Source organism: Gymnodinialimonas ceratoperidinii, assembly GCF_019297855.1.
Lineage (GTDB): Bacteria > Pseudomonadota > Alphaproteobacteria > Rhodobacterales > Rhodobacteraceae > Gymnodinialimonas > Gymnodinialimonas ceratoperidinii.
Window position 1 is genome coordinate 953,210 of the sequence record NZ_CP079194.1, and the last position, 16,754, is coordinate 969,963.

Consider the following 16,754-nt stretch of genomic DNA (forward strand, 5'->3'; position numbering starts at 1 on the left):
CCCCGGACCCCCGGCCGTATTTTTGAAAAGATGAAGCCTAGGCGTCGGATCAGTAGCCGAGGTTGCGATCGACGAGATGGAGGAAGGGCTCGCCTGCCTCGCCGCGGCGGATGTTCTCCGCGACGGTTTCCGAAGCTGTCTCCGGTCGGGTCTCGGAGGCGATGTGCGGAGTCACCGTGATCTTGGGATGGGCCCAGAAGGGATGCGCCTCGGGCAGGGGCTCTTGCCTGAAGACATCGAGGGTGGCGTGGCCGATCTGGCCGCTGTCGAGGGCTGCGAGCAGGGCGTCATCGTCGATCAGCGGGCCGCGGCCGGGGTTGATCAGCACGGCTCCCTCGGGCAGGGCTGCGAGGGTCTTGGCGTTCAGGATATTCTCGGTTGCTGGCGTGTCGGGAAGCAGGAGAATGACGATTTCAGCCCTGGAGAGTGCGGCCTGCAGACCCTCCTCTCCGTGGTGGGTCGTGACGTTCGCGATACTCTTTGGGGACCGGGACCAGCCGCTGACGGGGAAGCCGAGGCCGTGGAGCGCCTGTGCCACGGCTTCACCCAGGGCGCCGAGGCCGAGCACTGTCACCGGGCGGTTCCGGGCGAGGGGCGGCACGCTGCCATTGCGCCAGATGCCGTCCTGTCCGTGGATATGGGTATCCATGCCGAGGTGGTGGCGCAGCGTGTGGCCGACGCACCACTCCACCATGCCGTCGGTCAGCCCGGTGTCGACCATCCGTGCCAGGGGCGCCGTGAGCGTCGCGTTGCCCGTCACGTTCTCGACCCCGGCCCAGAGGTTCAGGACCGCCTTGAGCTTGGTGTAAGGCGTGAAATCCTGCACCTCGGAGTTGGGCGCATAGACGATATAGTCGACGTCCGAGGGGTCAGCCTGCGTGGTCAGGTTCGCGTCACTGATCCCCGCTGCGGCCAGAGCGCGGCGCAGATGTGGCTCGTAGGTGGGCCAGCGGTCGGGCTTTGCGGCGAAGAGGATCGTGGGGGCTGACATCGGGTCTCCTTTGGTGCTTGCGACAGGCAGGCACCCGATCAGCGGGCGCGGTGCACATGGGCTGATTGCACCAAACCGAAGGCCGCCATCAAGACCAACATCGCCGATCCGCCGTAGCTGACCAGCGGCAGCGGCACGCCCACCACGGGCGCGAGTCCCATGACCATGGCCATGTTGAGCGCGAAGTAGAGGAAGAACGTCACCGCCACGCCGATCACCATCAGCGAGGCATAGCGGTCCCGCGCCATCAGGGCGGTGACGATGCAGAAGACGAGGATCAACACGTAGAGCAGCAGGAGCGAGGCGCCGCCGACAAAGCCGAATTCCTCGGCCAGGGTGGGGAAGATGAAGTCGGTGTGGCTCTCGGGCAGGAAGTCGCCCTGGATCTGGGTGCCCTGCATGAAGCCGCGCCCGGTCCAGCCGCCGGAGCCGAGGGCGATCTGGCTCTGGGTGATATGATAGCCGTCGCCGAGCGGGTCGGAGGAGGGGTCGAGGAAGGTATCGATGCGTCCGTACTGATAATCGGCCAGCAACTGCCACGACGTGCCGCGGCTGGCGAAGACGGCGCTCACCGCGCCCACGCCCAACCCGATGACCGAGACAAAATAGAGCCAATGCATGCCCGCCATGAACATCACCGAGCCGCCGCCCATCAGGATCAGCATGGAGGTGCCGAGATCGGGCTGGATGAAGGTCAGCCCCACCGGCAGGCCGATAATCAAAAGCGGGATCGCCACGTAGAGCGGATGCGAGACCTTGCCGAGGTCGAGCCAGTCGTAATAGGCGGCCAGCATCATCACCACGGTGATCTTGGCCACCTCCGAGGGTTGCAGGCGCATGAAGCCGAGGTCGATCCAGCGTTGCGCGCCGCCGCCCGAGACGCCGAAGAATTCTACCCAGAGCAGCAGGATGATCCCCACGATATAGGCGAGGACCGACATGTTGCGCCAGAACCAGATCGGCACCATGGCGACGATCAGCATGACGGCGAAACCGAGGATGAAGCGCTGGATCTGCGCCTCGGCCCAGGGCTGGAACGAGCCTCCGGCCACGGAATAGAGCATCAGGAAGCCCACCGAGGCCACCGAGGTGAGCAGGAGCGCCAGCGCCCAGTTCAGGTAGAGGATCTTGCGCCAGCCGGTGGGGGTCGACTTGACGTTGTACTCGAGGAAACTCATGCCCGGCGCGGCTCCCGGCCCGAGGGGGTGGGGGGCGTCTCGAGGATCGGCAGGCGCTCGTGCATCTGCTGGATCGAGCGGCGCTGGCTGACCGGGTAGAGATCGGGCGGGGGCACGTCGCCCACCTGCGCGCGCAGCAGCACGTCGCGCCCGATGGGGGCCGCCGCGGTGGAGCCGCCGCCGCCATGCTCGACGATGACGGAGACCGCGTAGCGTGGGTTGTCGTAGGGCGCGAAGCCCACGAAGAGCGCGTGATCGCGCCGTTCCCAAGGCAGGTCACGGTTGTTGATCACCCCTGCCGCACGCTCGGCGGCGGTGATGTTGCGGACCTGGCTGGTGCCGGTCTTGCCGGCGATGGTGTATTCGTCGGCCATGGTGCGGCTGCGATAGGCGGTCCCGCGGGAGCTGTTGCTGACCCGCCACATGCCCTCGTGCACCAACGCAAGGTGCGCCGGGTCGATGCCGAGATCGGGCGCCTCCGGGCCGCGCCGTGGTACGCCGTTGATCGAACGCACCAGCGAGGGCTCCAGCGCGCGGCCCGAGGCGATGCGGGCGGTCATCACCGCCAGATGCAGCGGCGAGGACAGCACGAAACCCTGCCCGATGGAGGCGTTGAGCGTGTCGCCCACGACCCAGTCCTGCTCGTAGCGGCGGCGCTTCCAATCCATGGTGGGGGCGAGGCCTTGAGCGATGCTGGAGAGCGGCAGGTCGTGGCGCACGCCGCAGCCGAGCCGTACTGCCATGGCGGAGATGTTCTCGATCCCCACCCGTTGGGCCAGTTCGTAGTAGTAGACATCGCAGGATTGCTCGAGGCTGCGGGCGAGGTCGACCCGCCCATGGCCGCCGCGCCGCCAGCAGTGGAAGCGGCGGTTGCCGACCTCCATGTAGCCGGGGCAGTTCACCGTCTCGTCCGGGGCAATGAAGCCGCCTTCCAGCGCCGCGAGGGCCACCACCATCTTGTAGGTGGAGCCGGGCGGATAGAGGCCTTGCGTCGATTTGTTCGACAGCGGCCGGTAGGGATCGTTCAGCAACCCGCCGTAAATCGTCGAGGACAGGGGCCGGGTGAAGATCGACGGGTCGTAGGAGGGCGCGGAGGCCAGCGCCATGATGTCGCCGTTCTGACAATCCATCACCACCACGCCCGCGCTTTCGCCATGCAGCCGCGCCTCGACGTAGTTCTGCAGCCCCGCGTCCACCGTCAGTTGCACGTCGCCTCCGGCCACGGCGGGATCGCGATCCAACTCGCGCATGACGCGGCCGTTGGCGTTGACCTCCACGCGCTTCGTGCCGGCATCGCCGCGGAGGGTCTCTTCCAGCCCTTCTTCCACGTTCAGCAGGCCGACCTGGAAATCGGGGATGCTCAGCACCGGATCATTGTCGCCGGTTTCCTGCCGATATCCGTCGGGCACGTTGCGCACGTAGCCCACGACATGGGCGAAATCCGCGCCCATCGGGTAGGCGCGTGACAGGCCGACTTCGGGGTTCACGCCGGGCAGGGCGGGGGCGTTGACGGCGACCGAGGACATTTCCTCCCAACTCAGGCGGTCGGCGATGGTCACCGGGACCCAGGGACGCACGGCGAAAATCTCGGCGCGCTTGCGTTCCAGCTGCTCCATGTCGAGGGTCACGATCTGGCTCAACCGGTCCAGCACGGCATCAACGTCGTCGGCATCCTCGCGCACGAAGGTGATCCGGTAGACCGGCTCATTGCCCGCCAGAAGCACGCCCGAGCGATCGAAGATCAGCCCGCGCTCCGGTGGCAGCACCCGGATGGAGATGCGGTTGTCCTCGGCCAGCAGCCGGAAGTCATCGGCCCGCTCTACCTGCAGGTAGCGCATCCGGCCCGCCAGCACCGCCGAGGTGCCAAGAAACAGGCCGCCCACGATGAGGCCGCGTCGCCCGATCTGGCGGGCGCTGTCTTCAAGCTCTTTGGCAGTGCGTTTCATCGGATGTCAGGCAGACTCAGAGGGCTTCGAGTTCAGTAGGCCCCAGTTTACGGATTCGCAGAACGAATTTCGAGATGACAACAACGACCGGATAGGTCGCCACCGTCACAATCCCATGAGCGAGCGTTAGCCCAAGGCTATCGAGGTCCACCAGCAACATCCACAGGATCAGCCGGTTGAGCAGAACCATGCCCATGACCATGACCGTCACCATGCCCCATTCCACCAGAAACGGCAGCTCGGTCATCGTCAGACGCCGGCGACGCAGGCTTTCGGCGGCAAGCAGAAGCAGCGCGGTCCAGAGCCCCGGCGGGCGCATGAAAAGAAAATCCGCCAGCAGGAAGATCACCAGCAGCAGCCCGAGAGGCACCAGCGCCGGTTGCCGCACCATCCAGGCGAAGGCCAGCAGAACAAGGAGGTCTGGGCCGGGGATGCCGGATGCCGCAAGGTTCAGGGGCAGGAGTTTCAGGGTGATGATGCCGAGGCTGAGGCCCACGAAGATGGCGCGGTAGGTCCAGATGTGCCGGGGCGAGAAGACGCTCACGGCTGCTCTTCCGCAAGGTCCTCGACCTCCGGCTCCAGCGCGACAGGCACGCCCTCGTCATTCAGCGTCATGCCTTCCGGCGGCCAAGGCGGGCCGATCAGATCAGCAGGGCTGTCGAGCGTCGTGCCGGGATGGCTGCGCATCACGCGCATGAAGTTGAGCCGTTGCAGATCGGCCGACATCCGCACGCGCATCCGGCCGTCGGACGTGAAGACGACTTGGCCGACCAGCAGTTCCGGAGGGAACAACCCGCCATCGCCCGAGGTCACGACCCGGTCGCCAGCCGCCACGTCCTGCGCGTCATCGATGAAGTCCAGAAGCGGCGTACCGGTGTTGTCGCCCATCAAGAGCGCCTGCTGGCCCGAGGGCAGGATCGTCACCGGAATGCGGCTTGCCGCGTCGGTCAGCAACAACACCCGGCTGGTGCTTTCGCCGACGCCCGAGATCCGGCCTACGACGCCAAGGCCGTCCATCGTCGCCCATCCGTCGAGGATGCCGTCGCGCGCGCCAACGTTGAGCAGCACCGACCGGCGAAAGGGGGAGCCGCTGTCAGCTAGCACAATACCGGTCACGAAGGTAAGCTCGGGATCGAGCTGCACGCGGTTGAGGTCCAGCAGGCGGGCGTTCTCCTGCTCCAGCTGCAGCGCCGCCTCGCGCCAGGCGCGCATCTGCTGCAACTCGCGCCGCAGTTCCTGGTTCTGCTCGAACAGGCGCGTGTAGCTTTGGAAATCCTCGGCCATCCGGGCGATGCCGGTGATCGGCGCCATCACCCATTCCATGTTCGGCACGTAGCGGTCGATCACTGCCGCCCGCATCCGTTCGACCCGCGGGTTGTCGATGCGCCAGATCAACACGAGCACAAGCAACAACAGCACCAGAACCGTCAGCAGCAGACGCCGGACGGGGCGAGCATAGGAATCGTCGTAACTGTCCCGGGCCATCTATCGCCTTTCGGGGAGCTGCTTCAGCTGTCGTAGTCGATCGCGTGACGCAGGAGATTCTCGTATTCCAGCGCCTTGCCGGTGCCGAGGGCGACGCAGTTCAAGCTCTCGTCCGCGACCGAGATCGCAAGGCCCGTCTGTTCGCGCAGGGCAAGGTCCAGCTCTCCCAAAAGCGCGCCGCCCCCGGTCAGCATCACCCCACGGTCGACGATATCGGCGGCCAGATCGGGCGGCGTGGCTTCCAGCGCGCCCATGACGGCCTCGCAGATCTGTTGCACCGGCTCGGCCAGCGCCTCGGCCACCTGGGCCTGCGAAATCTCGGTCTCTTTCGGCACGCCGTTGAGCAGGTCGCGGCCGCGAATGCGCATCGAGGCGCCGCGCCCGTCGTCGGGCATCCGCGCGGTGCCGATAGAGGTCTTGATCCGCTCCGCCGTGGCTTCACCGATCAGCAGATTATGCTGGCGGCGCAGGTAGGAGATGATCGCGTCGTCCATCCGGTCACCGCCCACCCGCACGGAGCGGGCGTAAACGATGTCGGCCAGCGACAGGACCGCGACCTCGGTGGTGCCGCCGCCGATGTCCACGACCATGGAGCCGGTGGGATCGGTGATTGGCATGCCCGCCCCGATCGCCGCGGCGATGGGTTCCGCGATCAGGCCCGCCTTGCGCGCGCCTGCGCCCAGAACCGATTGCCGGATCGCGCGTTTTTCCACGGGCGTCGCGCCGTGGGGCACACAGACGATGATCTTGGGCTTGGTGAAGGTCGTGCGCTTGTGCACCTTCGAGATGAAGTGCTTGATCATCTCCTCGGCCACGTCGAAGTCCGCAATCACCCCGTCGCGCATGGGCCGGATCGCCTGGATTGAACCGGGGGTCCGACCAAGCATCAGCTTGGCGTCCTCCCCGAAGGCCAGCGCTTTCTTCACGCCATCCTTGACCTGGTAGGCCACGACCGAGGGCTCGTTCAGGATCACGCCGCGACCGCGCACGTAGACCAGCGTATTCGCGGTCCCGAGATCGATCGCCATGTCAGACGAGAACAAGTTGCTAAAAAATCCGACCATGGGGCGAGGTCCAATCGTCATTCAAAAAGGGGCCTCCCCTTTTCGAGGATGCCCAACACAGACTCGCATATAGACGGCCATGGCCCCTGCCCGCAAGAGTGGGGGCAGGGACCATAGGCATGGAAGCGCCGTCGCGGGGCGGGTCAGCTTCGCTGCGAAATCAATGAGTCGCCGGGTCCGGTGTCGTGCGGCGCCGCGGGCGATGCGTGTCCCATCGCCCGCTTTCGGTCACCGTTCCATGGGGGCTGCCGCCCGCCTCATAGACCTATCGCTCAGGATCGCGCGGCACCACGATGGTGCCCCGGTCGCAGTGTCAACCGATGTCCTTGTAGGAGACCTCGGGCACGTCGCCGCCGGACTTCTCGCGCCGCACGATCAGGCGGTTGAGCGCGTTGACGTAGGCCTTCACGCTGGCCACCACCGTATCGGTGTCCGCCGACTGGCCAGTAGCGATGCGCCCGTCTTCCTCGATGCGCACGGTCACGGTGGCCTGGGCGTCCATGCCCTCGGTCACGGCGCTCACCTGGTAGAGCTGCAGGGCGGCTTCGTTGGGGAACACGGCCTTCACCGCGTTGAAGGCGGCATCCACCGGGCCGTCGCCCTGGGCGCTCGCCTGCTTGTCCTCCTCGCCCACGCGCAGCGACAGCTCTGCCGTCTGGGGCGCCTCGGTGCCGCAGACGACCCGCAGAAAGTTGACCTCCAGATGTCCCTCCCCGTCGCTGCCAGCGTCAGTGACCAGCGCGATCAGGTCGTCGTCGAAGACCTCCTTCTTGCGGTCGGCCAGCGCCTTGAAGCGCACGAAGAGATCGTTGAGTTGGTTGTCGGCCAGATCGAAGCCCAGGTCCTTCAGCTTCGAGCGCAGCGCGGCGCGGCCCGAATGCTTGCCCATGACGATGTTGGTCTCAACCAGACCCACGTCCTCGGGCCGCATGATCTCGAAAGTGTCGGCGGACTTCAGCATCCCGTCCTGATGGATGCCACTTTCGTGGGCGAAGGCGTTCTTGCCGACGATGGCCTTGTTGGGCTGCACGTTGAAGCCCGAGACCGTCGCTACACGCCGGCTCAAGTGCATGATCTTCGTGCTGTCGATCTTCGTGGTGTAGGGCAGGATGTCGTGGCGGGTCTTCATCGCCATGACGACCTCTTCCAGCGCCGTGTTGCCCGCACGCTCGCCCAAGCCGTTGATGGTGCACTCGATCTGGCGCGCACCGCCCGCGACGGCGGCCAGCGAATTCGCCGTCGCCATGCCGAGGTCGTTGTGGCAGTGCGTCGCGAAGATGATCTCGTCGGCGCCGGGCACCTCGGCGATCAGGCGGCGGATCAGGTCGGCGCTCTCCTCAGGCGCGGTGTAGCCGACGGTGTCGGGGATGTTGATCGTCGTGGCACCGGCGCGGATCGCGATCTCGACCGTGCGGGCGAGGAAATCCCACTCGGTTCGCGTGGCGTCCATCGGCGACCATTGCACGTTGTCGCAGAGGTTGCGCGCGTGGGTCACCGTCTCGTGGATGCGGTCGGCCATCTCGTCCATGGTCAGGTTCGGGATCGCGCGGTGCTGCGGCGAGGTGCCGATGAAGGTGTGAATGCGCGGCGATTTCGCGTGTTTCACCGCCTCCCAACAGCGGTCGATGTCCTTCAGGTTGGCGCGCGCCAGACCGCAGATGGTGGAGTTGACGGCGTTCTTCGCGATCTCGGAGACGGCGTTGAAATCGCCCTCCGAGGCGATCGGGAAACCGGCCTCGATGATGTCGACGCCCATCTCGTCGAGCAGGCCTGCGATCTCCAGCTTCTCGTCATGGCTCATCGTCGCGCCGGGCGATTGCTCGCCGTCGCGCAGGGTGGTGTCGAAGATCAGGACGCGGTTGGAGTCGATCTTGGAGGCATGGTTTTCAGAGGTCATGGTGTGTTCCTTAGCTTGTTTGATGGTGTCTCCGGCGCGGTTTCCCCTCTGAGCGGTCGCGCCAGAAGGCACGCTCAGAGGCGGCTAAGGAGGAGCAGACCAAGCAGCGCGGACGGCAATGGAGCCGTCGGTAAGGCGATATGAATGCGCGTGGTCATGGGCGCAGACAATACTGATCCATCTGCGGTTGAAAACCCCAAATATCGGGTCAGCGCGGTTGACCGAAAGCCGCGCCCATCTACCTCCGTGCAGATGATAGATGCTCTGGTCATAGGCGCGTCCGGTGGGATCGGGCAGGCGATGGTTGCCGAGATGCGGGCGCGGGGCGGGCGGGTTACAACCCTCTCGCGGCGCGAGGATGGGCTGGACGTGGCCGACGCGGCCAGCGTGGACCGGGTGCTTGGTGCGCTGGAGCAGCCGTTTCAAACGGTTTTCGTCGCTACAGGCATTCTTGCGCAGGAGGGTCACGCGCCGGAAAAGCAGCTTGCGGCCATCGACGCGGACGCCATGGCGCAGGTCTTTGCCGTCAATACCATCGGCACCGCCAACATACTGCGTCACCTGCCGCGCCTCCTGCCGAAGCGCGGCCGTTCGGTCGCGGCGTTTCTGACGGCGCGCGTGGGCTCCATCACTGACAACCGCATCGGCGGCTGGCACAGCTACCGCGCCTCGAAAGCGGCGGCGAACATGCTGGTGCGCGGCGCGGCGATCGAACTGGCGCGGACCCACCCCGACGCGCTTGTTGCAGCGATGCACCCCGGCACGGTCGCCACGCCTTTCACTGCAAACTACGCGGCAAGCCACAAGACCGTCCCCGCCGATGAAACCGCCAGCCTGCTCTGCGACGTGATGGGGCAGTTGAAAGAGACCGGCACTTTCGTCGATTACGCCGGGGCCGAGATCCCATGGTAGCGCCGCGCCTCGTCCTGGTTCTGGGCGATCAGCTTTCTCCCGACGTTGCTGCCCTGCGCGAGGCGGACAAGACGCGCGACGTCGTGCTCATGGCCGAGGTCGGGTCAGAGGCCAGCTACGTCCCACACCACCCCAAGAAGATCGCCTTCCTCTTCGCGGCGATGCGCAAGTTTGCCGCTGCCCTGCGCGAGGGCGGCTGGACCGTTCGTTACACGCGCCTCGACGATCCCGACAATGCAGGCTCCATCCCCGGTGAGATCCTGCGCGCGGCCGAGGTGACCGGCGCGAAAGAGGTGCTGGCCACCGAACCCGGCGAGTTCCGCCTGATCGCGGCGCTGGAGGAGTGCCCGATCCCGGTCCACCAATTGCCCGACGACCGCTTCCTCTGCTCCCACGCCGAGTTCGCGGATTGGGCGGAGGGCCGCAAGGAACTGCGGATGGAGTGGTTCTACCGCGAGATGCGCCGCAAGACCGGCCTGCTGATGGACGGCGACGCGCCCGAGGGTGGCAAGTGGAACTACGACCACGAGAACCGCAAGCCGCCTCCCGGCTCTGTCGAGGTCGCGCCCATGCGCTTCACCCCCGACGACACGGTGGCGGAGGTGCTGGAACTGGTGGAGGCGCGCTTCGGCGACAATTTCGGCACGCTCACGCCCTTCTGGTTCGCCACCGACACCGCGCAGGCCCGCCGTGCGCTGAGCCATTTCACCAAGACAGCGCTGCCGCATTTCGGCGATTATCAGGACGCGATGATGAAGGGGGAGCGTTTCCTCTACCACGCGATCGTCTCGATGTATGTGAATGCGGGCCTGCTTGGCTGGCGCGAGGTCTGCGACGCGGCGGAGGCGGCCTACCGTGCGGGTGACGCGCCCCTGAACGCCGTGGAAGGCTTCATCCGCCAGATCATCGGCTGGCGCGAATACATGCGCGGGATCTATTTCCTCGAAGGACCTGGCTACACCGAGCGCAACGTCCTGCGCCACGATCGTCCGCTCCCCGCGTTTTACTGGAGCGCCGACACGGACATGCTCTGCCTCGCGGAAGCCATCGGCCAGACACGGGACGAAGCCTACGCCCATCATATCCAGAGGCTCATGGTGACGGGGAATTTCGCGCTGCTGGCCGGGGTCGATCCGCATGAGGTCCACGAATGGTACCTTGCCGTCTACGCCGACGCGTACGAATGGGTGGAGGCGCCCAACGTCATCGGAATGAGCCAGTTCGCCGACGGCGGGATCGTCGGCTCGAAGCCCTACGTTTCGGGCGGCAATTATATCAACAAGATGTCGGATTACTGCAAGTCCTGTGCCTATGCCGTCAGCCAGAAGACCGGCGAGGGGGCCTGTCCGTTCAACGCGCTCTATTGGCAGTTTCTCGACCGCCACGAGGAGCGCTTCTCGAAGAACCCACGCATGGCGCAGATGTATCGGACCTGGAACCGGATGGACGAAGAGAAACGCGCAGCGACCATCGCCAGCGCCGAGGCGTTTCTGGCAAAGCTGGACGCGGGCGAGCGGGTCTGAGCGCAGGCTCCTCCAGGGTGCGCGATCTGTGGTATAAGCCCTCGTGACCCACGCAAAGGTTCGCGCATGACCGAGAACAAGACCCAACCAACCGACGCCGATGTCATGGCCTTTCTCGACGCGGTCGAGCATCCGACGCGCCGTGCCGATGGGTTGACGCTGGATGCTCTGTTTCGACAGGTCACCGGGTTCGAGCCGCAAATGTGGGGCCCCTCCATCGTCGGCTACGGGCGCTATGACTACACCTACAAGACCGGTCGCTCCGGGTCGTCTCTGGCCACGGGGTTCAGCCCCCGCAAGGCCAACCTCTCGATCTATATCATGCCGGGCTATGCCGATTTCGGCGAGATGCTGGATCGTCTGGGCAAGCACAAGAAGGGGGCGGCCTGCCTCTACATCAACAAGCTTGCCGACGTTGATCTTGGCGTGCTGGAGGAGATCATTGCGGCCGGTCTGCGCGATCTGGACGCCATCTGGCCGGTGAAACCGCGCTGAAAGCGACGTCCGGGCGCGCCCTTTGTGGGGGAGCGGTGCGGGCTCAATCCCACCATTGGTCGACGCGGGCGATGTCCTCGTCGGACCAGCCGAAATGATGCGCGAACTCGTGGATCAGGACGTGGGTCACAAGCTCTGTCAGGGTGACGTTGCCGCGGTCCACCCATTCGTCGAGGATCGCGCGGCGAAAGAGCCAGATGGTGTCGGGCCGCTCGGGCATGTCCAGCACCGACTTGTGGGTCATCGGAATGCCCTCGTAGAGGCCGGTAAGCTCGAACGGATCGTCCATCTCCAGATCCGCCAGCATCTGGTCGTCGGCCATCTCCTCCACCCGGATCAGCACCTCGCGCGCGGGTCCGGCCCAGGGCGGCGCCAAGGCGTCGCGCGCGGCAAGGGCGATGCCCTCGATCACGGCGAGGTCTGGAGCAAAGCTGTCAGGTGGGGCGGGATCGGCGCTCATGCCCCCGATATGGACAAATCCGGGCACACATGAAAGAGGAAGGCGCGCATTCCTTGAAAGGCTCGTCCCATGTCTGTCGTTACCCGGTTCGCCCCTTCCCCCACTGGTTTCATCCATGTCGGCAACCTGCGCACCGCGCTGTTCAACTTCCTGATCGCGCGCAAGGCCGGCGGCGAGTTCATCCTGCGCCTTGACGACACCGACCCCGAGCGCTCGACCCAGGAATATGCCGACGCGATTCAGGAAGACCTCGAATGGCTCGGCCTGACTTGGGACCGGATCGAGAAGCAGTCCGACCGTCTCGACCGCTATGCCGCTGCCGCTGACGAGCTGCGCGAGAAGGGGCGGTTCTACGAGGCGTGGGAGACACCGACCGAGCTGGACCTGAAGCGCAAGAAGCAGCTGAACATGCATCAGCCGCCCGTCTATGACCGCGCCGCGCTGAAGCTCTCCGAGGACGAGAAAGCCGCCCTTCGCGCCGAGCGGGGGCAGGGTGTCTGGCGCTTCAAGCTGAACCACGAGCGGATCGAGTGGACCGACGGCATCCTCGGCGATCTGTCGATTGACGCGGCCTCGGTTTCCGACCCGGTGCTGATCCGCGCCGACGGACAGGTGCTCTACACCATTGCTTCGGTCGTCGACGACACCGACATGGGCGTGACCCACGTCGTGCGCGGCTCGGACCATGTCACCAACACCGCGACGCAGATCCAGATCATGGAAGCGCTCGGCAAGACCGCGCCCGCCTTCGCCCATCACTCGCTGCTGACCGGACCGCAGGGCGAGGCGCTGTCGAAGCGCCTTGGCACGCTGTCCTTGCGGGATCTTCGCGAGGCGGGGATGGAGCCGATGGCGCTGCTCTCGCACATGGCGCGGATCGGTTCTTCTCAGCCGGTGGAGCTGGCCTCTTCGGTCGATGAACTGGCTGAGGGCTTTGATCTGGACCACTTCGGCTCGGCCCCCACGAAATTCGATGTCGAGGACCTATGGCCGCTGACCGCCAGCGTGCTGCACGCGACCCCCTACGAGGATGTCTCCCACGAAATCGCGGCCCTCGGCGTACCCGCCGAGATCGCGCCGGATTTCTGGGAGGTGGCTCGCGCCAATATCTCCAAGCGTGCCGAGATCGCCGATTGGTGGACCCTGTTCCGCGACGGCGCGACGCCACTGGTCGCTGACGAGGACCGTGCGTTCATCGCAGAGGCCTTCGGGATGCTCCCCGATCTGCCCTATGACGAGACCACGTGGGCCAATTGGACGGCGTCGGTGAAAGAGGCGACCGGCCGCAAGGGCAAGGGTCTTTTCATGCCGCTGCGCAAGGCCGTCACGGGCCGCGAGAAGGGGCCGGAAATGGCGGATGTCATGCGGCTGATGCAGGTAAAGCCGAGCCTCTGAGGCCGGGCCTGCACCTGCTTTACTCGCACGGATAGGCGCGGCGGTTGTCCGAGCCGCGCCACGGTCGAACAGCCGCGAGCTCCGTGATACATTTGAGTGGCGGGCGCCGCGTCGCCATGGCACGGTCAGACCATGGCAAATTCGCAAGCGGTCTTCCTCGAAGGCTCTCTCTTCAAGCACATCACCATCATGTCCCTGACCTCTTCGGTCGGCTTGATGGCGGTGTTCCTTGTGGACTTCGTCGACATGATCTTCATCTCGATGTTGGGGAAAGAGGAACTTGCAGCCGCCATCGGCTATGCAGGCGCCATCCTGTTCTTCACCTCGTCGTTCGGCATCGGCATGGCGATTGCAGGCGGCGCGTTGGTGGCACGGGCGCTTGGCGCAGGAGACGGCGTCGCGGCCCGGCGCCGGGCCGGTACGACGCTCCTCGTGGGCTTCTTGCTCGGTACGACCTTCGCGACGATTGTCTGGCTCAACCTGCCGGCGCTGGTCACCCTGCTTGGCGCGAGCGAGGCGACCCATGATCTGGCGGTCGGCTATCTGCGCATCGTGATCCCGTCGCTGCCGCTACTGCTGGTGGGCATGGTCGGCGGCGCGATCCTGCGCGCTCACGGCGACGCGCGGCGCGCGATGATGGCGACGATCATCGGCGGGGTCGTCAACGCTGTTCTGGACCCGATCCTGATCTTCGGCCTCGATCTGGAATTGACCGGCGCGGCCATCGCCTCGGTCGTGGCACGGGTTGCCATCGCGGCGGTCGCGCTCATCCCGCTCTACCGTCACCACGGCGGATTGGCGCGCCCCTCGCTGCCGGACCTGCGGCTCGATTTCGCGCCAATCGTGGCATTGGCGGCACCGGCAATACTGACGCAACTCGCCACCCCCATCGGGCAAGCCTTCGTGACCCGCTCCATGGCGGAATATGGCGAGGAAGCCGTGGCAGGCATGGCCATCATCGGCAGGCTGACCCCCGTGGCCTTCGGCGTGCTCTTCGCGCTCTCGGGCGCAGTCGGACCAATCGTCGGGCAGAATTTCGGTGCCGGCAACGAGGCGAGGGTGAAGCGCGCCTACACCAACGCCCTGCTGTTCACCGCACTGGTCGTGCTGTTCGTGAGTGCCGTGCTCTTCGGCCTCCGCGAATCGATCGTGAACCTCTTCGACGCCACCGGAGAGGCGCGGGGGCTCATCTACCTGTTCTGCGGCCCGCTCGCGTTGGCATTCTTCTTCAACGGGATGCTCTTCGTGTCCAACGCAAGCCTCAACAACATCGGCTATCCGTTCACCTCGACCTGGGTGAACTGGGGGCGTCACACGATCGGGACGATCCTGCCGGTGCTGGTCTTCTCCGCATGGCTCGGAGCCGAGGGCGTCCTGATCGGCCAGGCGGCGGGCGGCGTTGTCTTCGGGCTCTTGTCCTTCGCCATTGCGCGGCGCCTGATGGCAACCGCCCGGAGCGCCCCTGCCGCAGAACCTTTTGCGCGGCAGGCGCGGATTTTCGCGCTGTTCCACCGTCACCGGTAAATTAATTGGGAACCAAACTCTCCCGGCGCTGTTGTTCAAACAACGCAACACTTTAGGAGAAACCCAATGGAATATGGCATTTTCGGCCTGCTCGTCCTGATCGCTGACATCTACGCGATCTTCAAGACATGGACCTCCAGCGCCTCGACGCTGGCAAAGGTCATCTGGACCATCGTCATTCTGGTCCTGCCGATCCTGGGCTTCATCGCCTGGCTGGTCGCTGGTCCCAAGGGCGGCAACACGTTGAACGTGTAAGACCTGCCGACAGACGAAACAAAGGCCACCCCTCGGGGTGGCCTTTTGCGTTTGAGGAGCGCGAACGCGCGCGCTCAGTCGTAGACGACGCCCCACCGCTCGATCAGCGCCTGCTGAAGCCGCTTCGCCGCACCGTTATACGTGCGCGCGCCGGGGGGGCGTTCCCGCTCCGCATCGGGGATCGCGTCGCGGCGGTCCAGATCGGCGCAGAAGATCGTGAAGGCCAGATCGCGGCCCGAAGGCGTGCGTGCGAAGCCTGTGAGCGCCGAGACGAAGCTCAGCGTGCCGGTCTTGCCCACAACGTCGACCGGATGGCTCTGGATCACGTTGCCATTCGGATCGCGCATCGGAACGTCTTTCATCAACCCGCGCAAGGGGCCGTCCGGTCCTGCCGCCACAAGGGCGTGGGTCATGTCCTGCGGGCGAATGCGGCTGTCAACGCCCAGGCCGGAATGATCCACGAAGACGGCGTTTCGCGCGCCCAGGGTCTCTTCCATCCAGGCCGTCATGGCGGCGCCGGATTCCTCGAGGCTCGTGACCTCCTGCCCCGAGGCTTGCGTGGCCAGAAGGCCCGACACTTCGGCGGTGAGGTTGGTGGACCAGCGCATCATGCCGCGCAGGATATCTTCGAGCGGCTCGGATACGTGCTCGGCCAGCACGAGCGCCGCACCGGGGGCCTCCGCCGCGAACTCCGGCGCGCCGAGCCGTACCCCATGTTCCTCCATCAGCGTCTGGAGGACATCGGCCGTGTAGGCGGCAGGACGGCGCACCGGCAGCCACCGCGAGCCGGCTTCTCCCAATGCGCCGCGCGCGACGGTCCAGGCGTCATGGCTCTGCGCATCGGCGTAGGTGTAGACGGGCGATGACCGCTCCTCCACCCGCATCCGGGCGACTTGAACCGCAGGCCGGAACGAGGCCGAGCGTGCGTCCATGGAGATCGTGTAATCCTCACCAACCCGTTCCCACCCGAAATGGACCCGATTGAAATTGAGGTTCAACGCAGAGATCGCCGGATTGTAGCCCACGTGGGGGAGCTGATCGGGATCGATCTGCCAGATCTCGGGCAGCGCGCCGGTGGCGACCATGAAACGACCCGTGACCTCCTGCACGCCGAGCGTCACCAGCGCGTCGGCCATGGCGGCCAGCGCATCGGTATCGAACAGAGGATCGCCTGAGCCGACGAGCCACAGATCGCCATCCAGCCGGCCATCTGCCACCACGCCATCGGACACCAGCCGGGTGCGGAAGCGGAAGTTGGGACCCAGACGATCCATCGCATAAGCGCTGGTAACAGTTTTCGCGACCGACGCGGGGGGCAGGGGGTAGAGGGGGTTTTCGACCTCTAGCATCTCGCCGGTGGTGGCATCGGCCACCGCGAAACCCACGCGCCCGCTGAGGTTTGCGGCCTCGAGGATATCGGCAGCCTCGGGCACCGTGCGCCGCAGGAAATCGTCGGGGCGGACAGTCGGACGCAACGACCGTTCCGGAGCGGCGGCCCAAGCAGCGGGTGCGGTGCTTGCAAGAAGCCCGCTGAGGAAAATCCGTCTGGATAGCATCGAGTCGATTCACATGGCAGTTTCGTCCAGCTTACGTTGCCCTGTGGGCGGCGCTCAACCCCCGGAAATGACA

Annotated in this window: 15 protein-coding genes; 6 read left to right on the forward strand and 9 right to left on the reverse strand. The window is 65.6% G+C overall.

Annotation, left to right across the window (positions count from 1 at the left end; translation table 11 throughout):
* Positions 1 to 49: 49 nt before the first annotated feature.
* The 7 genes from KYE46_RS04685 to KYE46_RS04715 form a co-directional block, all read right to left on the reverse strand.
* Complete coding sequence (locus KYE46_RS04685) at positions 50 to 991, reverse strand: 2-hydroxyacid dehydrogenase (RefSeq protein ID WP_219003811.1); 942 nt, start codon at positions 989 to 991, stop codon at positions 50 to 52.
* A 38-nt stretch (positions 992 to 1,029) separates the two neighbouring features.
* Positions 1,030 to 2,169, reverse strand: coding sequence for a rod shape-determining protein RodA (gene rodA / locus KYE46_RS04690; protein ID WP_219003812.1), 1,140 nt, complete (start codon positions 2,167 to 2,169; stop codon positions 1,030 to 1,032).
* Complete coding sequence (mrdA, locus tag KYE46_RS04695; RefSeq protein WP_219003813.1) at positions 2,166 to 4,115, reverse strand: penicillin-binding protein 2; 1,950 nt, start codon at positions 4,113 to 4,115, stop codon at positions 2,166 to 2,168. Before mrdA ends, rodA begins: the two co-directional genes overlap by 4 nt.
* Positions 4,116 to 4,131: 16 nt before the next feature.
* Complete coding sequence (locus KYE46_RS04700; protein WP_219003815.1) at positions 4,132 to 4,659, reverse strand: rod shape-determining protein MreD; 528 nt, start codon at positions 4,657 to 4,659, stop codon at positions 4,132 to 4,134.
* Positions 4,656 to 5,600, reverse strand: a complete 945-nt coding sequence (mreC, locus tag KYE46_RS04705) for a rod shape-determining protein MreC (protein WP_219003817.1) — start codon at positions 5,598 to 5,600, stop codon at positions 4,656 to 4,658. The genes KYE46_RS04700 and mreC overlap by 4 nt, the downstream gene beginning before the upstream one ends.
* A gap of 23 nt (positions 5,601 to 5,623) precedes the next feature.
* A complete protein-coding gene (locus KYE46_RS04710; protein WP_219003819.1) occupies positions 5,624 to 6,664 on the reverse strand; it encodes a rod shape-determining protein in 1,041 nt (346 codons plus the stop codon).
* A 313-nt stretch (positions 6,665 to 6,977) separates the two neighbouring features.
* Entirely contained in the window at positions 6,978 to 8,561 is a 1,584-nt protein-coding gene (locus tag KYE46_RS04715) for a 2-isopropylmalate synthase (protein ID WP_219003821.1), read from the reverse strand.
* Between the two features lie 252 nt (positions 8,562 to 8,813).
* Here KYE46_RS04715 and KYE46_RS04720 point away from each other — a divergent pair, with 252 nt between their 5' ends.
* The 3 genes from KYE46_RS04720 to KYE46_RS04730 all read left to right on the forward strand — a co-directional run bounded on the left by KYE46_RS04720 (position 8,814) and on the right by KYE46_RS04730 (position 11,491).
* Entirely contained in the window at positions 8,814 to 9,473 is a 660-nt protein-coding gene (locus KYE46_RS04720) for an SDR family NAD(P)-dependent oxidoreductase (protein ID WP_219003823.1), read from the forward strand.
* A complete protein-coding gene (locus tag KYE46_RS04725) occupies positions 9,467 to 10,996 on the forward strand; it encodes a cryptochrome/photolyase family protein (protein ID WP_219003825.1) in 1,530 nt (509 codons plus the stop codon). The genes KYE46_RS04720 and KYE46_RS04725 overlap by 7 nt, the downstream gene beginning before the upstream one ends.
* Positions 10,997 to 11,062: 66 nt before the next feature.
* A complete protein-coding gene (locus tag KYE46_RS04730; protein WP_219003827.1) occupies positions 11,063 to 11,491 on the forward strand; it encodes a DUF1801 domain-containing protein in 429 nt (142 codons plus the stop codon).
* 43 nt (positions 11,492 to 11,534) lie between these two features.
* On the opposite strand, the gene KYE46_RS04735 is transcribed toward KYE46_RS04730, so the two are convergent.
* Positions 11,535 to 11,951, reverse strand: a complete 417-nt coding sequence (locus KYE46_RS04735) for a metallopeptidase family protein (RefSeq protein ID WP_219003829.1) — start codon at positions 11,949 to 11,951, stop codon at positions 11,535 to 11,537.
* Positions 11,952 to 12,020: 69 nt separating this feature from the next.
* Between KYE46_RS04735 and gltX the strand changes: the two genes are divergently transcribed.
* From gltX to KYE46_RS04750, 3 genes are all read left to right on the forward strand, one after another.
* Positions 12,021 to 13,346 carry a glutamate--tRNA ligase gene (gene gltX / locus KYE46_RS04740; RefSeq protein WP_219003831.1) on the forward strand — a complete coding sequence of 442 codons (1,326 nt, stop codon included), beginning with the start codon at positions 12,021 to 12,023 and terminating at the stop codon, positions 13,344 to 13,346.
* A gap of 132 nt (positions 13,347 to 13,478) precedes the next feature.
* The gene (locus KYE46_RS04745) at positions 13,479 to 14,870 is read left to right on the forward strand and encodes an MATE family efflux transporter (protein WP_219003833.1); all 1,392 of its coding nucleotides are present in this window, start codon (positions 13,479 to 13,481) and stop codon (positions 14,868 to 14,870) included.
* Between the two features lie 66 nt (positions 14,871 to 14,936).
* Complete coding sequence (locus tag KYE46_RS04750) at positions 14,937 to 15,125, forward strand: PLD nuclease N-terminal domain-containing protein (protein WP_219003834.1); 189 nt, start codon at positions 14,937 to 14,939, stop codon at positions 15,123 to 15,125.
* 74 nt (positions 15,126 to 15,199) lie between these two features.
* On the opposite strand, the gene dacB is transcribed toward KYE46_RS04750, so the two are convergent.
* On the reverse strand, positions 15,200 to 16,681 hold the full coding sequence (gene dacB / locus KYE46_RS04755; RefSeq protein WP_219003836.1) for a D-alanyl-D-alanine carboxypeptidase/D-alanyl-D-alanine endopeptidase: 1,482 nt from the start codon (positions 16,679 to 16,681) through the stop codon (positions 15,200 to 15,202).
* Positions 16,682 to 16,754 lie beyond the last annotated feature (73 nt).

Bases quoted from the DNA above. Each gene is read 5' to 3' on its own strand.
- KYE46_RS04685 (WP_219003811.1), bottom strand. From the start codon at position 991: ATGTCAGCCCCCACGATCCTCTTCGCCGCAAAGCCCGACCGCTGGCCC.
- rodA (WP_219003812.1), bottom strand. From the start codon at position 2,169: ATGAGTTTCCTCGAGTACAACGTCAAGTCGACCCCCACCGGCTGGCGC.
- mrdA (WP_219003813.1), bottom strand. From the start codon at position 4,115: ATGAAACGCACTGCCAAAGAGCTTGAAGACAGCGCCCGCCAGATCGGG.
- mreC (WP_219003817.1), bottom strand. From the start codon at position 5,600: ATGGCCCGGGACAGTTACGACGATTCCTATGCTCGCCCCGTCCGGCGT.
- KYE46_RS04710 (WP_219003819.1), bottom strand. From the start codon at position 6,664: ATGGTCGGATTTTTTAGCAACTTGTTCTCGTCTGACATGGCGATCGAT.
- KYE46_RS04715 (WP_219003821.1), bottom strand. From the start codon at position 8,561: ATGACCTCTGAAAACCATGCCTCCAAGATCGACTCCAACCGCGTCCTG.
- KYE46_RS04720 (WP_219003823.1), top strand. From the start codon at position 8,814: ATGATAGATGCTCTGGTCATAGGCGCGTCCGGTGGGATCGGGCAGGCG.
- KYE46_RS04725 (WP_219003825.1), top strand. From the start codon at position 9,467: ATGGTAGCGCCGCGCCTCGTCCTGGTTCTGGGCGATCAGCTTTCTCCC.
- KYE46_RS04730 (WP_219003827.1), top strand. From the start codon at position 11,063: ATGACCGAGAACAAGACCCAACCAACCGACGCCGATGTCATGGCCTTT.
- KYE46_RS04735 (WP_219003829.1), bottom strand. From the start codon at position 11,951: ATGAGCGCCGATCCCGCCCCACCTGACAGCTTTGCTCCAGACCTCGCC.
- gltX (WP_219003831.1), top strand. From the start codon at position 12,021: ATGTCTGTCGTTACCCGGTTCGCCCCTTCCCCCACTGGTTTCATCCAT.
- KYE46_RS04745 (WP_219003833.1), top strand. From the start codon at position 13,479: ATGGCAAATTCGCAAGCGGTCTTCCTCGAAGGCTCTCTCTTCAAGCAC.
- KYE46_RS04750 (WP_219003834.1), top strand. From the start codon at position 14,937: ATGGAATATGGCATTTTCGGCCTGCTCGTCCTGATCGCTGACATCTAC.
- dacB (WP_219003836.1), bottom strand. From the start codon at position 16,681: ATGCTATCCAGACGGATTTTCCTCAGCGGGCTTCTTGCAAGCACCGCA.